The organism is Pseudomonas kitaguniensis, from assembly GCF_009296165.1.
GTDB lineage: Bacteria > Pseudomonadota > Gammaproteobacteria > Pseudomonadales > Pseudomonadaceae > Aquipseudomonas > Aquipseudomonas kitaguniensis.
Genome location: NZ_VUAZ01000134.1, coordinates 33,927 through 55,589 on the forward strand (window position 1 = coordinate 33,927; position 21,663 = coordinate 55,589).

22 protein-coding genes, 1 other RNA gene and 3 pseudogenes are annotated in these 21,663 nt (G+C 59.9%); 12 read left to right on the forward strand and 14 right to left on the reverse strand.

Translation table 11 applies throughout. The features are described 5' to 3' along the window. Positions 1-174 precede the first annotated feature (174 nt). The gene (locus F0169_RS21680) at positions 175-1,152 is read right to left on the reverse strand and encodes an NADPH:quinone oxidoreductase family protein (RefSeq protein ID WP_152747581.1); all 978 of its coding nucleotides are present in this window, start codon (positions 1,150-1,152) and stop codon (positions 175-177) included. Positions 1,153-1,301: 149 nt separating this feature from the next. Here F0169_RS21680 and F0169_RS21685 point away from each other — a divergent pair, with 149 nt between their 5' ends. Next, positions 1,302-1,709, forward strand: a complete 408-nt coding sequence (locus F0169_RS21685; protein WP_058413761.1) for a flagellar basal body-associated protein FliL — start codon at positions 1,302-1,304, stop codon at positions 1,707-1,709. Here the strand turns inward: F0169_RS21685 and F0169_RS27950 are convergent. The 3 genes and pseudogenes from F0169_RS27950 to F0169_RS21695 form a co-directional block, all read right to left on the reverse strand. Beyond that, entirely contained in the window at positions 1,699-3,030 is a 1,332-nt protein-coding gene (locus F0169_RS27950; protein WP_341869110.1) for an acyltransferase family protein, read from the reverse strand. The genes F0169_RS21685 and F0169_RS27950 overlap by 11 nt on opposite strands. Before the next feature lie 76 nt (positions 3,031-3,106). Next, positions 3,107-3,694: pseudogene (locus F0169_RS27955) on the reverse strand (acyltransferase family protein); the annotation flags it as partial. A 122-nt stretch (positions 3,695-3,816) separates the two neighbouring features. Beyond that, positions 3,817-4,269 carry an EVE domain-containing protein gene (locus tag F0169_RS21695; protein ID WP_122250755.1) on the reverse strand — a complete coding sequence of 151 codons (453 nt, stop codon included), beginning with the start codon at positions 4,267-4,269 and terminating at the stop codon, positions 3,817-3,819. A 194-nt stretch (positions 4,270-4,463) separates the two neighbouring features. Here F0169_RS21695 and F0169_RS27455 point away from each other — a divergent pair, with 194 nt between their 5' ends. Further along, a complete protein-coding gene (locus tag F0169_RS27455) occupies positions 4,464-4,613 on the forward strand; it encodes a hypothetical protein (RefSeq protein ID WP_099234915.1) in 150 nt (49 codons plus the stop codon). 7 nt (positions 4,614-4,620) lie between these two features. Here the strand turns inward: F0169_RS27455 and F0169_RS21700 are convergent, their stop codons facing one another. The 4 genes from F0169_RS21700 to F0169_RS21715 form a co-directional block, all read right to left on the reverse strand. Beyond that, complete coding sequence (locus tag F0169_RS21700; RefSeq protein WP_122250754.1) at positions 4,621-5,250, reverse strand: 5-formyltetrahydrofolate cyclo-ligase; 630 nt, start codon at positions 5,248-5,250, stop codon at positions 4,621-4,623. A 58-nt stretch (positions 5,251-5,308) separates the two neighbouring features. After that, positions 5,309-5,487: non-coding RNA, 6S RNA (gene ssrS / locus F0169_RS21705), on the reverse strand. Between the two features lie 30 nt (positions 5,488-5,517). Beyond that, entirely contained in the window at positions 5,518-5,835 is a 318-nt protein-coding gene (locus F0169_RS21710; RefSeq protein WP_029289530.1) for a cell division protein ZapA, read from the reverse strand. Next, positions 5,832-6,041 carry a TIGR02449 family protein gene (locus F0169_RS21715; RefSeq protein ID WP_058413757.1) on the reverse strand — a complete coding sequence of 70 codons (210 nt, stop codon included), beginning with the start codon at positions 6,039-6,041 and terminating at the stop codon, positions 5,832-5,834. Before F0169_RS21715 ends, F0169_RS21710 begins: the two co-directional genes overlap by 4 nt. Positions 6,042-6,179: 138 nt before the next feature. On the opposite strand from F0169_RS21715, the gene F0169_RS21720 reads away from it, so the two are divergent. The 9 genes and pseudogenes from F0169_RS21720 to gcvH all read left to right on the forward strand — a co-directional run bounded on the left by F0169_RS21720 (position 6,180) and on the right by gcvH (position 15,666). Beyond that, entirely contained in the window at positions 6,180-6,737 is a 558-nt protein-coding gene (locus F0169_RS21720; RefSeq protein WP_058413756.1) for a YecA/YgfB family protein, read from the forward strand. Positions 6,738-6,757: 20 nt separating this feature from the next. Beyond that, entirely contained in the window at positions 6,758-8,080 is a 1,323-nt protein-coding gene (gene pepP, locus F0169_RS21725; protein WP_152747582.1) for a Xaa-Pro aminopeptidase, read from the forward strand. After that, positions 8,077-9,264, forward strand: coding sequence for a 2-octaprenyl-6-methoxyphenyl hydroxylase (ubiH, locus tag F0169_RS21730; RefSeq protein WP_152747583.1), 1,188 nt, complete (start codon positions 8,077-8,079; stop codon positions 9,262-9,264). Before pepP ends, ubiH begins: the two co-directional genes overlap by 4 nt. Next, positions 9,257-9,742 (forward strand): DUF4442 domain-containing protein, encoded by a 486-nt coding sequence (locus tag F0169_RS21735; protein ID WP_058413753.1) that lies wholly within the window; start codon positions 9,257-9,259, stop codon positions 9,740-9,742. The genes ubiH and F0169_RS21735 overlap by 8 nt, the downstream gene beginning before the upstream one ends. A 9-nt stretch (positions 9,743-9,751) precedes the next feature. Further along, a complete protein-coding gene (locus tag F0169_RS21740; protein ID WP_172979512.1) occupies positions 9,752-10,969 on the forward strand; it encodes a 2-octaprenyl-3-methyl-6-methoxy-1,4-benzoquinol hydroxylase in 1,218 nt (405 codons plus the stop codon). A gap of 161 nt (positions 10,970-11,130) precedes the next feature. Next, positions 11,131-12,135: an extracellular solute-binding protein gene (locus F0169_RS21745; RefSeq protein ID WP_058413751.1), complete on the forward strand. Its 1,005-nt coding sequence runs from the start codon at positions 11,131-11,133 to the stop codon at positions 12,133-12,135. A gap of 240 nt (positions 12,136-12,375) precedes the next feature. Beyond that, positions 12,376-13,992, forward strand: a complete 1,617-nt coding sequence (locus F0169_RS21750) for an ABC transporter permease (RefSeq protein WP_152747585.1) — start codon at positions 12,376-12,378, stop codon at positions 13,990-13,992. 156 nt (positions 13,993-14,148) lie between these two features. After that, a pseudogene (gcvT, locus tag F0169_RS21755) lies at positions 14,149-15,230 on the forward strand (glycine cleavage system aminomethyltransferase GcvT). Positions 15,231-15,282: 52 nt separating this feature from the next. After that, positions 15,283-15,666, forward strand: coding sequence for a glycine cleavage system protein GcvH (gene gcvH / locus F0169_RS21760; protein WP_152747586.1), 384 nt, complete (start codon positions 15,283-15,285; stop codon positions 15,664-15,666). A gap of 125 nt (positions 15,667-15,791) precedes the next feature. Here gcvH and F0169_RS21765 read toward each other — a convergent pair whose 3' ends face one another. From F0169_RS21765 to F0169_RS21790, 6 genes and pseudogenes are all read right to left on the reverse strand, one after another. Further along, the gene (locus F0169_RS21765; protein ID WP_152747587.1) at positions 15,792-16,934 is read right to left on the reverse strand and encodes a DegT/DnrJ/EryC1/StrS family aminotransferase; all 1,143 of its coding nucleotides are present in this window, start codon (positions 16,932-16,934) and stop codon (positions 15,792-15,794) included. A 164-nt stretch (positions 16,935-17,098) separates the two neighbouring features. Next, complete coding sequence (locus F0169_RS21770) at positions 17,099-17,413, reverse strand: DUF2388 domain-containing protein (RefSeq protein WP_152747588.1); 315 nt, start codon at positions 17,411-17,413, stop codon at positions 17,099-17,101. A 68-nt stretch (positions 17,414-17,481) separates the two neighbouring features. Beyond that, positions 17,482-17,928 carry an NfeD family protein gene (locus F0169_RS21775; protein ID WP_058413745.1) on the reverse strand — a complete coding sequence of 149 codons (447 nt, stop codon included), beginning with the start codon at positions 17,926-17,928 and terminating at the stop codon, positions 17,482-17,484. A gap of 10 nt (positions 17,929-17,938) precedes the next feature. Further along, positions 17,939-18,858: pseudogene (locus F0169_RS21780) on the reverse strand (SPFH domain-containing protein). Between the two features lie 77 nt (positions 18,859-18,935). Further along, entirely contained in the window at positions 18,936-20,627 is a 1,692-nt protein-coding gene (locus F0169_RS21785; protein ID WP_152747589.1) for a GspE/PulE family protein, read from the reverse strand. 83 nt (positions 20,628-20,710) lie between these two features. After that, a complete protein-coding gene (locus F0169_RS21790) occupies positions 20,711-21,049 on the reverse strand; it encodes a hypothetical protein (RefSeq protein WP_058413743.1) in 339 nt (112 codons plus the stop codon). Positions 21,050-21,175: 126 nt separating this feature from the next. On the opposite strand from F0169_RS21790, the gene F0169_RS21795 reads away from it, so the two are divergent. Beyond that, positions 21,176-21,646: an Lrp/AsnC family transcriptional regulator gene (locus F0169_RS21795; protein WP_122250746.1), complete on the forward strand. Its 471-nt coding sequence runs from the start codon at positions 21,176-21,178 to the stop codon at positions 21,644-21,646. Positions 21,647-21,663: the final 17 nt, after the last annotated feature.

Consider the following 21,663-nt stretch of genomic DNA (forward strand, 5'->3'; position numbering starts at 1 on the left):
CAGTTTCGTTACCGAATATAGCATCATTGTCGTTATTGAATTTTTCAGGCCATAGAGATGCAAATGTGGGAGGGGGCTTGCTCCCGATGGCGGTGCTTCAGTCAACAGAAATGTTAGCTGAGCCACTGCCATCGGGAGCAAGCCCCCTCCCACATTGATTACATTTCAGGTCGGTTAGCGGACTTGAACCACCACTTTGCCCACCGCCTTGCGCTGCCCCAGGTCATTGATCGCCTGGGCGGCCTGTTCGAGTGGATAGACTTTCGACACCAGCGGCTTGAGCTTGCCCTCGGCGTACCACGTGAACAATTGCTGGAAGTTCGCCGCATTGTCTTGCGGCTGGCGCTGAGCGAACGAACCCCAGAACACCCCGACCACGGCTGCGCCCTTGAGCAACGCCAGGTTCACTGGCAGTTCCGGGATGCGCCCGCTGGCAAAACCGACTACCAACAGGCGGCCGTTCCAGGCGATGCCGCGGATAGCCTGGTCAAACAGATCGCCGCCCACCGGGTCGTAGATCACGTCGATACCGTTGCCATCGGTCAGGCGTTTTAGTTCGTCTTTAAGGCTGGCTTCGCTGTAGTTGATCAACTCGTCCGCGCCTGCGGCCTTGGCCACGGCGAGTTTATCCGCACTGCTGGCGGCGGCGATCACCCGGGCGCCCATGGCTTTGCCGATTTCCACCGCCGCCAGGCCCACGCCACCGGAGGCGCCGAGCACCAGCAAAGTTTCGCCGGGTTGCAAGCTGGCGCGTTGTTTGAGGGCGTGCATCGAGGTGCCGTAGGTCATGCTGAAGGCGGCGGCGGTGTTGAAGTCCATGCTCGGCGGTATCGGCAGTACGTTGTAGCCCGGCACCGCGACCTGCTCGGCAAAGCTGCCCCAGCCAGTCAAGGCCATCACGCGGTCACCGACTTTCAGGTGGCTGACTTTTTCGCCCACTTCGGTGACCACGCCGGCCGCTTCGCCACCCGGTGAAAAAGGGAAGGGCGGCTTGAACTGGTATTTGCCCTCGATGATCAAGGTGTCCGGGAAATTCACCCCCGCCGCGTGCACGTCCAGCAGGACCTCGTTCTTCTTGATCGCAGGGTTCGCAATCTCATCGAGCACCAGGGTTTCGGCGGGGCCGAAGGCTTTGCACAGCACAGCTTTCATCGGACTATTCCTTTTGGCATCGTGGCCGATAAGTGTAGGTGGGTGCGCCCGTGGGTCAACGAGCATGCCCGGGCCTGATAAGCCGCCATAAGCTTGTACTCAGCCTTGCTAGCGTTATGCTACCGGCAACCGAATTCGAGGAATGAACTGTGAAAGCGTGGATCCTGTTGATGCTCGCCCTGACTTTGCCGATGGCAGCCCAGGCCGAAGAAGCGAAAGAAGGCGAGGCCCCCAAGGTCAGTTATATCAGCCTGACCCCGCCGTTCGTGGGTAACTACGGCTTGGACGGCACGGCCAAACTCAAGGTATTCAAGGCCGACATTGCCCTGCGCGTGACCGGCACTGAAGCCGCCGCCGCGGTCAAAGCCAACGACGCGCTGATCCGTAACCAATTGGTGGCCCTGTTTACCCAGCAGACCAACGACGCCATGAGCACGGTTGAAGGCAAAGAAAAGCTGCGCCAGGAAGCCCTCAAGCAAACGCAACAAGTGATGAACGACGAGACCGGTAAACCGATGGTCGAAGACCTGTTGTTCAATAACCTGATCATTCAGTAACGGGTGGCGTCACGTTCCAGATTTTCAGCAATGCTGCGCTGAAGGCGGGCTCAAGCACGCGGTTGCCATGGCCGCTGAGGTGGTTGGAGTCAAAAAACAGGGGCTTGGCATGTTCGTCATAGGCCGAGCAGGTCGGGCCAGGGCACAGCAGCGGCAACGGGTCCCAGACGTGCAAGGCCGAGTAATCCACCTGCAAATTTTGCAGCAGTTGCATCTGCGGCGCGCGTAGCCGTTCAAGCTGGTCACGCGCCATGGTCATGCCCGGCTCGCAGATTGGGTTCATCCGGTTGAACCAGTCCGAGCAGCGGTTGGGCGCTGACTTGAACAATGGTTTGGGGGCGTCAATCAAGAGGTTGAGCTGTGCCGCTTGCAAGCGGCTTAACAATGCATCAGCGGATATTCGCGCCGCTTCGAGGTTCTCGGCAGTCAACTCACCCAGTGCCTCGTCGATCATCGCCGCTTCACCGTTCTGCCACGCGCGCCCGTCGAGTTCCGGCATGCGCAGCGAGGCCAAAAATACCACGTCACCCGGCTTGGCCTGCGCCTCGATTGCCTTGAGTTGGGCTTCGCGTGAAACGGCGCAATGCGCGGGGTCGGCGCCGATCAGGCTGACGAGCGCGCAGCCGCCTTGTTCGTATTCCACCACCGTGACGCCCAGTTTGAGCGAGACCAGTTTCAGCAAGGTGCGGTAGGCGGCCGTGTGCGAATCGCCGATGACAAACAGCTGCCGTCCCTCTAGGCGCGGGTCGTCGAGGGTCTCGAAAGCTTCCTGGGGATAGTGTTGATAGGCATACCAGGTGTAGCTGTCGCGGGTCTGGCTGAGTGACAGGGTTGATGCGTTGTTTGACACCCACTGCGCACCCAGCCACATCAGGCCCGTAACGCCCAAACCGCTCGCAAAGGTGAGCCATGCCGTGCGTTGCACCGCCGACTTGCCGCTGCGCACAGGCGTTTCTATCCAGTGGTAGGACGCCGCCGCGAGCGCGAATACCAGCACGGGGTAGAGCACTTGTACGGCCAGCAGCTCCATCCCGGTGGTCCACCGCAGGAGCACTGCAACCGGCCAGTGCCACAGGTACAGCGAATAGGACAGCCGGCCAATGTAGGTTGCCAGCGGGTGTTGCAGCAGGCGTTGCAGCATGCCCGGGGCGCTGTCGGCCTGCAGCACTATCCCGGCGATCATCGACAGCGAGCCTGCTACGGTGAGCATTGCCCACGGAAAAGGGAACTGGCTGGGGCTGGCGAGCAAGAAACCGGCGACCGCCAGGCCGATGCCGCCAGCCAGCATGGCCGGTGCCAGGCGGTTGAGGCGCGGCGTCACAATCGCGCGTACCGATCAGTTGAAACAGGATTGCACCGGCGGCCAACTCCCAGAAGCGCCCAGGCAGCAGATAAAACGCCGACAGCGGCTCGGCAGTTACCTGATAAGCACCGATGCTCAGCGAGGCAATCGCCATCAGCGGCAGCACCGCCCAGGCGCATGTCGCTTGCCGATAACGCAGCCACACAAAGAACAGGGCCGGGAAGATTACGTAGAACTGTTCTTCAACGCCCAGTGACCAGGTGTGCAGATAGGGGTTGAGTTCAGCGCTGGGTGAAAAGTAGGTGTCGGTGTTCCATGCGAGGACAAAATTGCTCAGGCCAAAAAATGCCGCGAGGCCGGTGCTGTTGATCATCTCGCTGAGCCAGAACTGCGGCATGAACATCGCCGAAAGCACAAAGCTGACACAGAGCACGGTCAGCAACGCGGGCATGATGCGCAGCAGGCGGCGCCGGTAGAAGTCTGCCAGGTAACGGCCGAAGGTCAGGTCACGACGCTGCCACAGTGATTGGCTGATCACGTACCCGGAAATCACGAAGAACATATCCACGCCGGTAAAACCACCGGGCAGCCAGTCTGCAAAATTCAGATGGAAGATGATCACGCTGAGCACGGCAATGGCGCGCAGCCCATCGATAGCGTGTCTGTAAGTGGGAGTAGACACGCGACCTTCCTTGCTGATGGGCGGGGCAGTGATTCTGCCCCAACCTACGGTGAGCGGCGACTAGCCGTTCGGACAGGTTTGAGTCGGCGTGTTTCGTTATCTGCGCACCGAGTGTGTGCTGATCAATCAACTAATTGAAGGATGGCGGCCCACTGCTCGGCAGTGACCGGCATCACTGAAAGCCGGCTGCCTTTTTGCACCAATGGCAGCTCCGCGAGAGCGGCCTGCTGTTTCAGATAGCCCAAGCCCAGCACCGCGGGAAAGGTCTGTAGGTGCGCGACGTTAATTGCGCTCCACGGATTTTTTTCGGCGCTGGCCTTGGCGTCGAAATAGTGGCTTTGCGGCTCCAGAGCGGTGGGGTCCGGGTAGGCCGCCTGGGTGATTTTGCCGATGCCGGCAATGCCAGGCTCGGGGCAACTGGAGTGGTAGAAGAAAAACTCATCGCCCACTGCCATGGCCCGAAGAAAATTGCGTGCCTGATAGTTGCGCACCCCGTCCCAGCGGGCTTCGCCAAGTGTGTGCAGGTCTTTTATCGAGAGTTCATCGGGCTCGGATTTCATCAGCCAATAGGCCATTTTTGGGCTCCTGAAAAAGGCAGTGGGGAAGTTGCGGGGCAATTGCATGACAAACCGACAGTCGGTTGGCGTCAAGGTTTGCGTGTTGGTTCACGTTACCGCAGAATGCCCGCTTTTAAGCTTGACGCAGCTGCAACGGACTACTTTGGAACGTTGTTGTCATCGTGTACGAGGTGCCTGCAGGGGGGCAATCGATGCAACGTAAGCCGGATTTACTATGGATTTTGGTTATTTTGTTTGGTCTGGGCGTCGTGACCACCGGTTATGCCCAGAGCTTGTGGTCGAACAAGACCGATGCGCCGATTGAGCTGGCTCAGCAGCAGCCACAACTGTTCAAGCGTTAATACGACTTCAAGGCGTCGCTGACTCCAGCGGCGTTTCTGCGACATACCACTGCTTATCGGTAACGGTGCCTGCCAGTGGCACGTCCCAACTCGCCTGTGCCAGGCGTTCGACTTTCTGACATTCGTGGGCCAGCCCCAGCAGCGTCGGCGCACGCCAGTTTTTGCGCCGGGCAAGGTAGGCCAGGCTGCGATCATAAAAGCCGCCGCCCATACCCAGGCGACCGCCCACATCATCAAAGCCCACCAGCGGCAACAGCACCAGGTTCAGTGCCCACACGTGGCGCTGGCGATGGGCATTGATGCGGGGCTCAAGAATGCGAAAGCGGTTGGGCAGTAACGTATCCCCAGGCCGCACACGCTGGAACACCATCTTGGTTCGCGGCCAGGCACTCAGCACCGGCAGATATGTCGCCTTGCCCCGGCGCTGAGCGGCGCGCAGCAGCAGGCGCGGATCGATTTCGCCGTCCGTCGGCAGGTATAAAGCAATATGTTTGGCGCGGCGAAACAGCGGGTGCTGTGCCAGCTGGCGATACAAGCCTTGGGCTGCCTGGCGCTGTTCACTCGGCGTGAGGGCGCGGCGGGCTTTGCGCAACATGCGTCGAAGTTGCGGACGAGAAAGCGGCGCAGGTTCGGTCATGGCTTTTCGGCTCATAAAACAATGCCAGTCCTGAGACTGGCATTGAGTTTGGATATTCAGGCTCCCCGACAGAGTCGCTGTCGACTAAGCCCTTGAACCCGAAAGTTCAAGGTGGAAGATGCAGTAGGCTTTAAGGCTTTCCGTCTAGCGGACATGCACACCAGCCCAACGTGCAACTTCCAGGGTAGTGCGAATCGGCTCCGGGACATCGCCGACTGGCAAACACGCCAGGGAGTGGGGCGAGTATACCTTAAACGTGCGCGGCAATCAGCCCTTGGGTGGCTCTTGATCGGTAGACAGCACCAGATCCACGCGCTCCAGCAGGTCACGCACTTGCTCCCGTGTCGAGCCGCTGGCCTGTACGTCAGGCCGTTCCTGCTTATGCAGCAAGTCGTGGGTAATGTTGAGTGCAGCCATCACGGCGATGCGGTCGGCGCCGATGACTTTGCCACTGCTGCGGATTTCACGCATTTTGCCGTCCAGGTAGCGGGCAGCACTCACCAGGTTGCTGCGCTCTTCCTGGGGGCAGATGATCGAATATTCTTTGTCGAGGATCTGCACGGTTACGCTATTGCTTGAACTCATGAGTCTTGCTCCAGGGCCTTCAGGCGCGAAATCATCGATTCGACCTTACGCCGGGCGATTTCGTTTTTTTCAATGAGGTGAGCGCGTTCCTCGCGCCAGGTCTTTTCCTGAGCTAATAGGAGTCCGTTTTGGCCCTTTAGTTGCTCGACCCGGGTAATTAGCAATTCGAGTCTGGCCATCAGCGCTTGCAGGTCGGTGTCTTCCATTGGGTTCCACTGGATTTGTCTGATGAATGGCGACTGCAGGATAAACGATCTGACGCCCTTGATAGTCTTGGTACGTATGCCGGTGCTAGGATACAGCGCTTCATTCTAGACATTGCGCCGTCTGGCGCCTAGCTCACCATGCCTATTCAGAACTCCCCGTACGATGCTTTTTCCAAACTGCTGAGCACCAGTGGCCATCCTTGCTCGCCTGCCGAACTGCACGGCGTGTTGTTGGGCCGCAGTTGCACCGGCGTAGGCTTTGACGCCGACAACTGGCTGGCTGACGTCGCCGAACTGCTGGAGACCGAGCCGACCGAGAACGTGCGTAATGCGTTGATCGGCCTGCAAGAAATGGTCAAGGGCGAGCTGACCGGTGATGACGTCACCGTGGTCTTGCTGTTGCCGACCGACGATGCGCCGCTCACTGAGCGCGCCGCAGCGCTGGGCCAATGGTGCCAGGGTTTCCTCCACGGCTTTGGCGTGAACGCCGGCGGCCTGGAGCTGAGCACTGACGCCAAGGAAGTGTTGCAAGACTTGGCCGCCATCTCCCAAGTGCAGGATGCCCTGGAAGAATCGGAAGACGGCGAAGGCGACTATATGGAAGTGATGGAATACCTGCGCGTCGCGCCGTTGTTGCTGTTCACCGAGACCAAAAAGGCCGCTGAGCCAACCGCAACCAAGCCGTCGCTGCACTAAAAAAGGAAGCCCAACTGCCCATGATTCATATCCCAAGAGCGGAATACACCCGTCGCCGCAAGGCGCTCATGGCGCAGATGGAACCCAACAGCATCGCGATACTGCCGGCCGCCGCCGTGGCCATTCGCAATCGTGATGTCGAGCACGTTTACCGTCAGGACAGCGATTTTCAGTACCTGAGCGGGTTCCCTGAACCTGAAGCGGTGATCGTGCTGATGCCCGGTCGCCTGCACGGTGAGTACGTGCTGTTTTGCCGCGAACGCAATGCCGAACGCGAATTGTGGGACGGCCTGCGCGCCGGCACCGAAGGCGCTGTGCGTGACTTTGGCGCCGACGATGCGTTTCCCATCACTGATATTGACGACATCCTGCCCGGCCTGATCGAAGGTCGTGACCGGGTCTATTCGGCCATGGGCAGCAACGCCGAATTCGACCGGCACGTGATGGAGTGGATCAACGTTATCCGCTCTAAAGCGCACCTCGGCGCACAGCCGCCGAACGAATTCGTTGCCCTGGACCATCTGCTCCACGACATGCGCCTGTATAAATCGGCGGCAGAAGTGAAGGTGATGCGCGAGGCTGCGCGAATTTCCTGCGCCGCGCATGTGCGGGCGATGCAGGCCAGTCGTGCCGGTTTGCACGAGTTCAGCCTCGAAGCCGAGTTGGATTACGAATTCCGCAAGGGCGGCGCCAAGATGCCCGCCTATGGCTCCATCGTCGCGGCTGGGCGCAACAGCTGCATCCTGCATTACCAGCAGAATGACGCCGTGCTCAAGGACGGCGACCTGGTGCTGATCGACGCCGGTTGCGAGATCGACTGCTACGCCAGCGACATCACGCGGACCTGGCCGGTCAACGGTAAGTTTTCGCCGGAACAAAAGGCCATCTATGAAATCGTGCTGGCCTCGCAGGAAGCCGCCTTCGCCGAGATCGCGCCGAACAAACACTGGAACCAGGCCCACGAGGCGACCGTGCAAGTGATCACCGCCGGGCTGGTAAAGCTGGGGCTGTTGCAGGGTGACGTTGACGCGTTGATCGCCAGCGAAGCCTACCGTGCGTTCTACATGCACCGCGCCGGCCACTGGCTGGGAATGGATGTGCACGATGTGGGCGATTACCGGGTGGGCGGCGAATGGCGTGTGCTGGAAGTCGGCATGGCATTGACCGTGGAGCCAGGCATCTATATTTCGCCGGACAACCAGAGCGTGGCGAAGAAATGGCGTGGTATTGGCGTACGTATCGAGGACGACGTGGTGGTGACCAAGCAAGGCTGTGAAGTTCTGACCGGCGGCGTGCCCAAAACCGTCGACGACATTGAAGCGCTGATGGCGGCTGCGCGATGAGCCGGGTCAACCTGGCGATCATCGGCGGCGGCCTGGTCGGCGCCAGTCTGGCGTTGGCGTTGCAGGCGGGCGCGAAGGCGCGTGGTTGGAGCATCGTGCTCATCGAACCGTTCGCCCCCGGTGACACTTACCAGCCGAGCTACGATGCGCGTTCTTCGGCGTTGTCCTTCGGCGCGCGGCAGATTTACCAGCGGTTGGGTGTGTGGCCGGAGATTTCCCGTCGCGCCGAACCGATCAAGCAGATTCACGTGTCGGACCGTGGGCGCTTCTCTACCGCGCGCTTGTCCGCCATCGAAGAGGGCGTACCCGCGCTCGGTTATGTGGTGGAAAACGCCTGGCTGGGCCAATGCCTGTGGCAAGGGTTGGACAAAGAGGTGGTCAGTTGGCGCTGCCCGGCGGAAGTCACGCGCATGGAGCCGCTGCCGGATGGCTATCGCCTGACCCTTAACGATGAAACCGTGCTGGAATGCGACCTTGCGGTGCTGGCCGACGGCGGCCGCTCGGGTTTGCGCGAGCAATTGGGCATCGGCGTGAAAACCCGCCCATACAACCAGAGCGCGCTGATCGCCAATATCACCCCAAGCGAAGCGCATAACGGCGAGGCGTTCGAGCGTTTCACCGATGACGGGCCGATGGCTTTGCTGCCGCTGCCGGACAACCGCTGCGCGCTGGTCTGGACCCGCATCGGCATGGACGCGCAGCGCCTGGCCAACCTTGATGAATGCAGTTTTTTGAGCGAATTGCAGGGTGTGTTCGGCTACCGCCTGGGCACCTTGAAACAGGTGGGGGCTCGCCATTTGTACCCGCTGACGTTGGTTGAGGCCGAAGAGCAAGTACGCTCGCATTTGGCGGTCCTCGGCAATGCCGCGCACAGCCTGCACCCGATTGCCGGGCAGGGTTTCAACTTGTCCCTGCGCGACGCGAATGCATTGGCCGAGGCCTTGCTGGCCGGGCCGGCGGTGCCAGGTGATTTGGCGACCTTGCAGCGCTATCGCGAGCGCCAGCGCCAGGACCAGAACCTCACCGTGGGTTTCTCTGATCACGTCACGCGTTTGTTTGGCAGCGCTCAACCGTTGGTCGCGCTGGGCCGAAACATGGGCTTGCTGGGCCTGGATGTGTTGCCGCCGGCCAAACGCTGGTTTGCCCGTCAGGCCATGGGCCTGGGCACGCGCCCGGATGCGTAACTGGCTGATCAAGCGGTTCGGCAAGGCGCGGTTGTTGCGTTGGATCATGACCCTGTACCCGCCGTACTTGGGCGCCGGGGTCAGCGTGCAGCACATGAGCGCGGATTTTCGTCACGTCAAAGTGCGCATGGGCTTGGGCTGGTACAACCGCAATTACGTTGGCACACAGTTTGGCGGCAGCCTGTATTCAATGGTCGACCCGTTCTACATGCTGATGCTGATGGAGAACCTTGGCCGCGATTACATCGTGTGGGACAAGGCCGCGAGCATCGACTTTATCTCGCCGGGCAAAGGCCCGGTGTACGCCGAATTTTCAATCGACGAAGCCTTGCTGGATGAGGTTCGTCGACACACCGAAGGCGGCGATAAGTACTTGCCCCACCTTGAGGTGCAGATTCATGACGGCTCCGGCACCCTGGTGGCGCGGGTCGACAAAACCCTTTACGTGCGGCGCAAGCCGCCAGCGAGACAGGCTTAAAGCATGGACATGCGCGCAGATGTGCTGATTGTCGGGGCCGGAATGGTCGGAAGCGCCTTGGCGCTGGCGTTGCAGGGCAGTGGCTTGCAGGTGCTGCTGGTCGACGGCAGCCCATTGAGCGTCAAGCCGTTCGACGCTGAAGCGGCCTTCGAGCCCCGCGTCAGTGCCCTGTCTACCGCCAGCCAGCGCATTCTGGAGCGTCTTGGCGTGTGGGATGGCGTGGTGTCGCGCCGCGCCAGCCCCTACGGCGAGATGCAAGTGTGGGATGGCAGCGGCACCGGGCACATTCATTTTTCGGCGGCCAGCGTGCACGCTGAAGTGCTCGGGCATATCGTTGAAAACCGCGTGGTGCAGGATGCCTTGCTCGACCGCTTGCATGAGTGCGACCTGGGCTTGCTGGCCAATGCACGCCTGGAACAGATGCGCCGCTCCGGCGATGAGTGGCTGCTGACCCTCGCCGACGGCCGCAGATTGCGCGCGCCGCTGGTGGTTGCCGCCGACGGCGCCAACTCCGCCGTGCGCCGCCTGACTGGCACGGTGACGCGCGAATGGAATTACCTGCATAACGCCATTGTTACCAGCGTACGCAGCAGCCAACCACACCAGCGCACCGCCTGGCAGCGCTTTACCGACAACGGCCCGCTGGCGTTTTTGCCACTGGTGCGCGATGGGCAAGAAGATTGGTGTTCGATTGTCTGGTCGACCACGCCCGCCGAATCCGAACGCCTGATGGCGCTGGACGATGAACGCTTCTGCCATGAACTGGAGCGCGCCTTTGAAGGGCGACTCGGCACAGTTATCAGCGCCGACCCACGCCTTTGCGTGCCGTTGCGTCAACGTCACGCCAAGCGCTACGTGGCCGAAGGCCTGGCGTTGATTGGCGATGCGGCGCACGTGATCCATCCCTTGGCTGGGCAGGGCGTGAACCTTGGTTTTCTCGATGCGGCGACCCTGGCCGAAGTGCTGTTGGCGGCGAACGAACGCGGCGAGCGTTTGGCGGATGTAAAGGTGCTGAGCCGTTACGAGCGGCGGCGCATGCCGCATAACCTGGCGCTGATGGCGGCGATGGAAGGGTTTGAGCGGTTGTTCCAGGCTGATCAGTTGCCGTTGCGCTGGCTGCGCAATGCCGGGTTGAAGCTGGTCGACCAGATGCCCGAAGCCAAGGCCGTGTTCGTACGCCAAGCGCTGGGCTTGACGGGTGATCTACCGAAACTGGCCAAACCCTGAACCTGAAATACAAACCCCTGTGGGAGCGGGCGTGCTCGCGAAGAGGCCACTCGCTCCACTGCACATGCCGGCCATGCAACATCTGGTAACGCCTCCATCAAGCGTTACCAAATGTGAGTCCTTATCATTTGCCCTCTTTTTGCAAATGAGAGACCGCACCCATGTTGGCACCCAAGCGCCTCCTGACTGCCCTGGCACTCACCCTAATCGGCAGCACCACCGTGCAGGCAGCCGACGAAGTCGTGGTCTACTCCTCGCGCATCGACGAACTGATCAAGCCGGTATTTGACGCCTACACGAAAAAAACCGGCGTACAGGTGAAGTTCATCACCGACAAAGAGGCTCCGCTGATGCAGCGCATCAAGGCCGAAGGCGAAAACGCCACGGCCGACCTGCTGCTCACCGTCGACGCCGGCAACCTTTGGCAGGCCGAGCAAATGGGTATCCTGCAACCGTTTACCTCCGATGTGATCAACAAAAACATTCCGCTGCAATATCGCTCATCCAACCACGCCTGGACCGGCTTGAGCCTGCGTGCGCGGACCATCGCCTATTCCACCGACCGCGTTAAGCCGGCTGACCTGACCACGTACGAAGCCTTGGCCGACAAGCAGTGGGAAGGCCGCTTGTGCCTGCGCACTGCGAAGAAGGTCTACAACCAATCGCTGACCGCCACCCTGATCGAAACCCATGGCGCGGCCAAGACCGAAGAAATCGTCAAAGGCTGGGTCAACAACTTGTCCACCGACGTGTTCTCCGATGACATCGCAGTGCTTGAAGCGATTAACGCCGGGCAGTGCGACGTGGGCATCGTCAACACCTACTACTTTGGCCGCCTGCACAAAGAGAAGCCGGACCTGGCGGTGAAGCTGTTCTGGCCGAACCAGGGCGACCGTGGCGTACACGTGAACCTGTCGGGCATTGGCCTGACCCAGCATGCGCCGCACCCGGAAGCGGCCAAGGCGTTGGTGGAGTGGATGACCACGCCGGAAGCGCAGAAGATCTTTGCCGATGTGAACCAGGAGTTCCCGGCTAACCCGGCCGTACCGCCATCGGCGGAAGTGGCGACCTGGGGCAAATTCGTCGCCGATACCTTGCCGGTGGAAGTGGCGGGCAAGCGCCAGGCTGAAGCCATTCGTTTGATGGACCGCGCCGGCTGGAACTGAATGTGTAAAAGGTGCGAGGCTCCCCTACAGCCTTGATGCAGCGCCGTCGAAAGCGCTTTTTTGTGGGAGCGGGCTTGCTCGCGATTGCGGTGTGTCAGATCAGTATTTTTCAACTGGCGAACCGCAATCGCGAGCAAGCCCGCTCCCACATTTTATCGCGTTCGGCTTTTGAGCATGGCGGGGCTTGCCCGTCACTGTTTTGTGTCTGCCTTTAGATAACCCACTCACTGAGAATCCCTTTTGGCCCACCCCGCCCAACGTCGCTGGTACCTGCCGGTGTTCAGCGTCGCCGCCCTGGTGCTGCTGCCGCTGAGCGTGCTGTTGCTGTCCTGGCAAAGTATCGATCAACAGATCTGGGCGCACCTGTGGGAGACCCAGATGCCGCGCCTGCTGGGCAACACCTTGACGCTGGTGCTGGGTGTCGGTGTCGGCGTGACGCTGTTGGGCGTGAGCCTTGCGTGGTTGACCAGCCTTTGCGAATTCCCTGGGCGGCGCTGGCTCGATTGGGCGTTGATGCTGCCCTTCGCGATTCCGGCCTACGTGCTGGCCTTTGTGTTTGTCGGCCTGCTGGACTTCGCAGGCCCAGTGCAAACCCTGCTGCGTGAATGGTTCGGCACGGGCTTGCGCCTGCCGCGCGTTCGCTCTACCAGCGGCGTGATTATCGTGCTGGTGCTGGTGTTTTACCCGTATGTCTATCTGCTGGCGCGTAGCTCATTTTTAGCTCAGGGCAAAGGCCTGATGGAAGCGGCGCGGGTACTCGGGCAATCACCCTGGCAAGCGTTCTGGCGCGTGGCGCTGCCCCTGGCGCGACCGGCAATTGGCGCGGGTGTGGCGTTGGCCTTGATGGAAACCCTGGCGGATTTCGGCGCCGTTTCGGTCTTCAACTTCGATACCTTCACCACCGCCATCTACAAAACCTGGTACGGCTTTTTCAGCCTGTCCAGCGCGGCCCAACTGGCGAGCCTGCTGCTGTTGGTGGTGATGCTGGTGCTGTACGGCGAACGGCGTGCGCGGGGTGCGAGTCGACCGAGCAATGAGCGGCCACGCGCCAAGGCGTTGTATCACCTGCGTGGGTTCAAGGCGGCAGCGGCCAGCGCGTGGTGTGGGGTGGTGTTTGCCTGCGCCTTCGTCATCCCGATGCTGCAACTGATCGCCTGGTTCTGGCAGCGTGGCCGGTTTGACCTGGACGAGCGCTACACCGGCTTGATCATCCACACCCTGTATTTGGGTGGTATTGCCGCCCTGATCACTGTCAGCGTGGCGCTGGTACTGGCCTTTGCCAACCGGCTGGCGCCAACCCGGGCGATTCGCTCCGGCATCAGCCTGGCCAACGTCGGCTATGCCTTGCCGGGCTCGGTGCTGGCAGTGTCGATCATGCTGGCGTTCAGCTACCTGGACCGCGCGCTGGTGGTGCCGCTGTCGGGTTGGTTCGGCGGCGCGGGCAAACCCTTGTTGCTCGGCAGCCTCTTGGCGCTGGTGCTGGCGTATCTGGTGCGTTTTCTGGCGGTGGCCTACGGGCCATTGGAAAACAGCTTGGCGCGAATTCGTCCGTCGTTACCGGAAGCGGCCCGCAGCCTCGGGGTGAGCGGCCCGCGACTGTTTTACAAAGTGTATCTGCCGTTGTTACTGCCAGGCACATTGAGCGCGGCGCTGTTGGTATTCGTCGATGTACTGAAAGAGATGCCCGCGACCCTGCTAATGCGCCCGTTTGGCTGGGACACACTGGCGGTACGGATCTTTGAAATGACCAGTGAAGGCGAGTGGGCGCGGGCGTCGCTGCCGGCGTTGACCCTGGTATTGGTGGGCTTGTTGCCGGTGGTTGGCTTGATCCGGCGCTCAGCCCGTCAAATCGGCTAGGTGTCAGTCCTACGGCTTGCGGCTACAATGCGCGGCATTCGGTGCGCTTCGTCTTTCGGGGTGAGTCGCTGTATGCCGCTGCAGGCCTCGTAATTCGGGGCGTATAGCGCACATGGCAATTCTGCGCATCTTCGCCAAGCCCGGAAGGAGAAACCCATGGGACAGCGTACGCCTCTGTATGACCTGCATCTCGCCCTCGGCGCGAAAATGGTCGATTTTGGCGGTTGGGATATGCCTCTGCACTATGGTTCGCAAGTTGAAGAGCACCATCAGGTGCGACGCGACTGTGGGGTGTTTGATGTATCTCATATGACCGTGATTGATGTCACAGGCCTTCAGGCCAAGGAATGGCTCCAGCATTTGCTGGCCAATGATGTTGATCGTTTGCAGGGCTGCGGCCGTGCGCTTTACAGCGCCATGCTCAATCAGCAGGGTGGCGTGGTGGACGACATGATTGTCTACCGTACCGAAACGGGTTATCGGCTGGTGGTCAACGCCGCTACGCGCGACCAGGATATGGCCTGGATGCAGGCACAGTTGGGCAACTACTCGGTGCAATTGCATGAACGGTCCGAGTTGGCCATGCTGGCCATTCAAGGCCCGCATGCGCGGCAAAAAATCGCCGAGTTGGTTACCCAGTCGCGCGGCACGCTTATCCACGCGCTCAAGCCCTTTGAAGGCCAGGCGGATGGCGATTGGTTTATCGCCCGCACCGGTTACACCGGTGAAGACGGCCTCGAAATTGTGCTGCCAGCCGATCAGGCGCCGGGTTTTTTCAACGACCTGGTCGGTGCGGGTATTTCACCCATCGGCCTCGGCGCCCGCGATACCCTGCGCCTGGAAGCCGGCATGAACCTGTATGGCCAGGATATTCACCAAGGTGTTTCGCCGCTGGCGGCCAACATGGCCTGGAGCATTGCCTGGGAGCCTGCTGCGCGCCAATTCATCGGGCGCGCGCCCTGGAGGCGGAAAAAGCCGCCGGTGTGCAGTCCAAATTGGTCGGGCTAGTGCTGGAAGAGCGGGGTGTTTTGCGCGCTCACCAAGTGGTTCGTATCGCCAATGTTGGCGAAGGGGAGATCACCAGTGGTAGTTTCTCTCCTACGCTGAGCAAATCCATTGCCCTGGCGCGCGTGCCGACGGCCACGGCTGATCGGGCCGAAGTGGAAATCCGCGGCAAGTGGTACCCGGTTCGAGTGGTCAAACCGACCTTCGTGCGCCATGGCAAAACCTTGATCTAACTATTTCCGGCAGGCCAAAGGCCGCTGACATTTCTTCTTGAGGACACAGACTATGAGCAATATCCCTGCCGACCTGCGTTTTGCCGAAAGTCACGAATGGGCCCGTCTGGAAGCTGACGGCAGCGTGACCGTCGGTATCTCCGACCATGCTCAGGAAGCGTTGGGTGATGTGGTGTTTGTTGAGTTGGCTGAAGTTGGCGCCACCTTTGGTGCGACCGACCAGGCTGGCGTGGTTGAATCGGTGAAAGCCGCTTCGGATATTTACGCCCCGATTGCTGGCGAAGTGATCGCCGTCAACGAAGAGCTGAGTGCCAGCCCTGAGCTGCTGAACTCCGACCCGTACGGCGCCTGGATCTTCAAGCTCAAGCCAAGCAACCCGGCAGACCTTGAAAAACTGCTGGACGCTGCCGGCTACAAATCCGCCATCGGCGAATAAACGCACAACCCCTGTGGGAGCGGGCTTGCTCGCGAATGCGGTCTGTCAGTAACAGATGTACTGATGGATACAGCGCATTTGCAAGCAAGCCCGCTCTCACATTGTGCTGCGCCTGCCGTAAATGATCAGTTTGCTTTCAATACCGCTTTCACCGCCGCAACCGACCGCTCGACGTCCGCCTCTGTCATCGCTGTAAACATCGGCAACGACACGATCAAACGCCCAACACGCTCCGCTACCGGGAACATACCTTCCTTGAAACCCTGTGCCCGATAAAGGCTGAGCAGGTGGATCGGCGGGTAGTGATAGCCAATGCCCACGCCGTGAGCCTGCATCTGTTCCATGAACGTTGCGCGCGCAGGCAAGCCATCCTGACGCTCTGGCAGCACCAGTTGGAACAGGTGCCAGTTACTGTTTTCGAAATCCGCCGGCGGCAACTGCGCGCCGTATTGCGCTTCAAAATCACTGCCGAAGCACTTGAAGTAGTGGCGTGCCAGGTTCTGACGGTGCGCGGTGATCTTCTCGATGTGCGCAAACTGCCCCAGGCCGATGGCGGCGGCAATGTCGGTCATGTTGAATTTGCCGCCCAACACATCCACGTCCAAGCCATCGAAGCCGGTACGGGTCACACCTTGCAGGCGGTACTTTTCGGCCAGGCGCGCTTCTTCGGCGTTATTCAGCACCAGGCAGCCGCCCTCGGAGGACGTAATGTTCTTGTTCGCCTGGAAGCTGAACGATACGAAGTCACCGGTCGCGCCGATACGCTCACCGTCCCAGCTGGAGCCCAAGGCTTGGGCGGCGTCTTCGACGATACGCAGGTTGTACTTGTTGGCCAGTGCATACAGCATCGGCATGTCCAGCGGCAGCCCCGCCAGGTAAACCGGAATGATCGCCTTGGTGCGTGGTGTGATCGCGGCTTCCACCTGGGCCAGGTCGATATTGCGCGTGATCGGGTCGATGTCGGCAAACACCGGCGTGGCGCCGACTTCCAGAATCACGTTGGCCGTGGCGACCCAGGAAATCGGTGTGGTAATGACTTCATCCCCAGGGCCAATCCCGGCGATGCGCAAGGCAATCTCCATGGTGCACGTGCCGGAGTTGAATGTGCGTACCGGCCGGCCGCCAAAGTATTCCGACAGTTGCGCTTCGAATGCCTGCACTTTCGGTCCGCTGGTGATCCAGCCCGAGCGTAATACATCGCCGACCGCCGAGATGGTGGCTTCATCAATGGTAGGTTTGGAGAACGGCAGAAAGGGCTGTTGGCTCATAACGACGAAGGCATCCGTTTCAGATAGGCGATGAGTGGGGTACGTATCAGTACCCGCATGGTTACACGACTCGACTGAATATAGCCTGTCACCCGTGAATGAATCGTCATGCCGGGCACAAAAAAAAGCCGCTCCCAAAGAGCGGCATTTCTTATGCGGGGTGGTTACTCGGTCACAGCGTTTTTCGCCAGGATCGCGCTGGCCAGCTCCATGTCCGTTGCCTGCAGGGTAGGGTTATCGGCGCGGACTTTTTGCATGGCAGCTTCCAGATACGGGCCACGGATACCGCCGTTGCTGGCAACAAAGCTGCCCGCGTCGTCTCGGGCGGCTACCACTAGCTTGTGGTCCTTGAAGGTCAGGTATGTCGAGCCAGTAGTGGCGCCCGAGGAAATGACATTGCGCCAGAAGCTATCGGCCATGGCTGAACCGACAGGTAGGGAAAGCACAGCGAGGGTCGCGACAGCATATTTGAGACGCATGGTGGGTAACTCCGGTGGGTTATCTGTACGTTATGATTGTGTTTAGCCCAACTGAGTTCCCTCACGGGCTAAACCGTTTCGACCTTCAACATCGTCCCATCCTGCCCAATCACCCGTACTTGGGTGCCTACAGGGCTGTCTGGTCCGCAGGCGATCCATACACCATCGCCGACTTTTATCTTGCCTCGGCCATCGACAATCGCCTGATGCACCATAAACGTGCGCCCGATCAACTCGGAACCACGCATGTTCAGCCCCGGCTGGTCGCTGACCTTTGCGCTGCTGCGCTGGCGCTTCCACCAGTACACCGCCGTCAGAATCGACAGCACGGCGAATAGCAGCAGTTGCCATTCCAGGCCAAGCGGCGGCACCAGAAACTTGATCACGCCCACGGCGGCTGCGGCGATGCCCATCCACAACAGGTAACCACCGGTGCCAAATACTTCAAGAATCAACAGCACGGTGCCCAGTGCCAACCAATCCCAAAACGATAGATGCTGCAGGAAATCCCACATGGCGATTGCCTCAGCCTTTTTTGTTTTCGAAGGTTGCCTTGACGATTTCGCCGATACCACCGACGGCGCCAATCACCTGGCTGGCTTCCAGCGGCATCAGGATGACTTTGCTATTGTTGGCCGAGGCGAGTTTGCCCAGTGCATCAATGTATTTTTGCGCGACGAAGTAGTTGATGGCCTGCACGTTACCGGTGGCGATTGCTTCGGAGACCACCTGGGTCGCGCGGGCCTCTGCCTCTGCCTGACGTTCACGCGCTTCAGACTCGAGGAACGCGGCTTGGCGCCCACCTTCGGCTTCTAGAATTTGTGCCTGCTTCTTGCCCTCTGCCGTCAGGATCGCCGATGCGCGCAAGCCTTCGGCTTCCAGGATTTGCGCACGCTTGATGCGCTCGGCTTTCATCTGGCCAGACATTGCGGCCATCAGGTCGGCAGGCGGGCTGATGTCCTTGATCTCGATACGCGTGATCTTGATGCCCCACGTGCCGTGGCTTCGTCGACGGTACGCAACAGTTTTTCGTTGATGCCGTCGCGCTGGCTGAGCATTGCATCCAGCTCCATGGAGCCCAGCACCGTGCGGATATTGGTTTGCAGCAGGTTGCGAATGGCGTGCTCGAGGTTGTTCACCTCGTACGCAGCCTGTGCCGTATTGACCACCTGAAAGAAGCACACGGCATCGATTTGCACGGTAGCGTTGTCGGCGGTGATCACTTCCTGGGGCGGTATATCCAGCACGCTTTCCATCACGTTGATCTTGCGGCCGATACGGTCCATGACCGGGATGATGATGTTCAGGCCAGGCTTTAGGGTGTTGGTGTAGCGGCCGAAACGTTCGACCGTCCACTGGTAGCCCTGAGGCACCACTTTAAAACCCATGAACAGGATGGCAATCGCCAAACCCACGAAAAGAAGCAGTACGGTTCCAATCTGCATAACGATTCCTTATCTGGTTGTGTCAGTGAAACAACGTTGGGCCGATTGTAACGGTCTGCTCACCGATAAGGAGGGTTTCACGGCCTGACACTAAAAGCATTTGTATCTGAATCCCCAGGCGTGACCCGTAATGCCTCTGCCATCGTGGTCAGCCCGGCGTTGACTTTGCCGATGCCGGCCATGCGCAGGCTGCACATACCTTGCCCGAGCGCTGCACGACGTATTGCCTGCACATCGGCGCCGGGCGTGATCAGCGCTTTCAGCGTTTCGTCCATCGGCATGATTTCGTAAAGCCCGGCGCGGCCTCTGTAACCGCTGTCCCGACATTCCGCACAGCCTACGGCTTGGTAAACAGTACCGAGCGCATTCTCTGCGCGTTTGCAGTGCGGGCACAAAAGCCGCACCAAACGCTGTGCCATCACGCCGACCAACGTAGCCTTGATCAAATAATGAGCAATGCCAAGCTCTTGCAGACGACTGATGGCGCCGGGTGCATCGGTGGTGTGCAGGGTCGACAGCACCAGGTGCCCGGTCAGCGCGGCCTGGATCGCCATTTCTGCGGTTTCCTGGTCGCGGATCTCGCCAATCATGATGATGTCCGGGTCTTGGCGCAGCAGGGCGCGGATACCGCTGGCGAACGTCAGGTCAATGTTGTGCTGCACTTGCATCTGGTTGAAGGCCGGCTCAACCATTTCGATTGGGTCCTCCACCGTGCACAGGTTGACCTCCCGGGTCGCCAGTTGCTTGAGCGTGGTGTAGAGCGTGCTGGTTTTGCCCGAGCCGGTGGGGCCGGTGACCAGGATGATGCCATTCGCTTGGCGGGTCATGGCGTGCCAGCGCTGTTGGTCCTCGCGGGATAAACCCAACTGGTCAAAATCCTTGAGTAGCACCTGCGGGTCGAAAATCCGCATCACCAGCTTCTCGCCAAACGCCGTCGGCAAGGTTGAAAGGCGCAATTCGACTTCGGCGCCCGTCGGGCTCTTGGTTTTGACTCGCCCGTCCTGGGGTTTGCGTTTTTCCGCGACATTCATTCGGCCAAGGCTTTTCAGGCGGCTGACCACCGCCATGCTGACCTGAGGCGGAAACTGATACACGTCGTGCAGCAGGCCATCAATACGAAAGCGCACACGGCCTTGGTCGCGGCAAGGTTCGATATGAATGTCGCTGGCCCGTTGGCCAAAGGCGTACTGCAGCAGCCAGTCGACAATATTGACGATGTGCGCGTCGTTGGCGTCCGGCTCTTTATCGCTGGCACCGAGGTTGAGCAGTTCACTATTGCCCGGCGCCGCCACCTTTTGCTCTGCGCCGCTGACCGACTTGGCCAGCCGGTAAAATTCGCCGATGCAACGTTGAATGTCGTGAGGGTTGGCCACCACCCGTTTGATCGAGCGTTTGAGCACATGTGCCAGCCCTGCTTCCCAGCCGGTGATGTAGGGCTGGGCGCTGGCGACGGTAACGGTCTGCGCGTCCACGGCCACCGCTAGAATAGCGTGGCGTTGGGCGAAGGCGTGGGACATCAGTGGCACCACCGTCGCCACATCGATTTTCAGCGGGTCGATACGCAGATAAGGCTGCCCGACATGCAGGGCCAGCCAGTGGGTCAACGTTTCCAGGCAAGGCCCTTCAGCCGCGATGCATTCCAACGCATGTTGGGTAGGCGTAACGCTCGACAACCGTTGCGCCCTGTCCGCTGTTATCAACCCCTGCTCGACTAACGCAGGCAGCAGCGCTTTTAGGTCCAATCGACGATCTTGCAAGGCAGCGGACATTAAGGTGTTCCTGATCGGCATTGGGCTTAATCGCAGGCTAGTCAGCCTTTGGCGTTCCACCTCCCGCCGTGTGTTGCAGGTCTTTACTGCGCGACGGTCAGCACTGCCTCAGGCCGCGCAGAGTCAGCCGACCACACGTCCAGCGAACACACGCTGATCAGGTTTCGAATCTTTTCAGCGATGACTTGAGCGCGGTGCCAGCTCAAACCGTCCATCACGATAGTGATGTTCAGGCGATCTTCTTGCCGGTGCACATTTACCTGTTGCGGCGTTAAAAACTGCAGCGCGAAATAGTTGAGCACCCGGCACAGCACGTCCGGTTCTGCTTCGGCAACAATCCGGTAATGCGCCTGGCAATGGGGGCTGTTGACGGCCCACGCATCGACGCGGGTAACGGGGTGAGTGGTTTCGACGACGTGCATGCGCGTTCTCCGGTTTCATTGGAGAAATTTTTACATCCGACGTTGGGTATTTCTTATCTAAGATGGGCTTTAATGACGATTAATCGAATCAATCAATTCAAGATCAGCGCTATATAAGGTTTTTTTATGCACAGTGAGTTGGACGTCTATGACCGCCGTATTCTGGCCCTGTTGCAAGAGGACGCCTCGCTCTCCAGCGCGCAGATCGCCGAGCAGGTGGGCTTGTCGCAGTCGCCATGCTGGCGACGCATTCAGCGGCTCAAGGAAGAGGGTGTAATTCGCGGCCAAGTCACTCTGCTGGACCGAAAAAAGATCGGTCTCAACACGCAGATTTTTGCCGAGATAAAACTCAGCGCCCACGGCCGATCCAATTTCACCGAGTTCACCGAAGCGATTCGCGGGTTTCCAGAAGTGTTGGAGTGTTATGTGCTGATGGGGTCGGTGGATTTTCTGCTGCGCATCGTCACCTCCGACATTGAGGCGTACGAGCGGTTCTTCTTCGAGAAACTGTCGAGGGTGCCGGGGATTCAGGAGGTTAACTCGATTGTGGCCTTGTCCGAGATCAAGTCCACCACCAGCCTGCCGGTTTTGCGCTGACAAAGAGGGCCTCATCG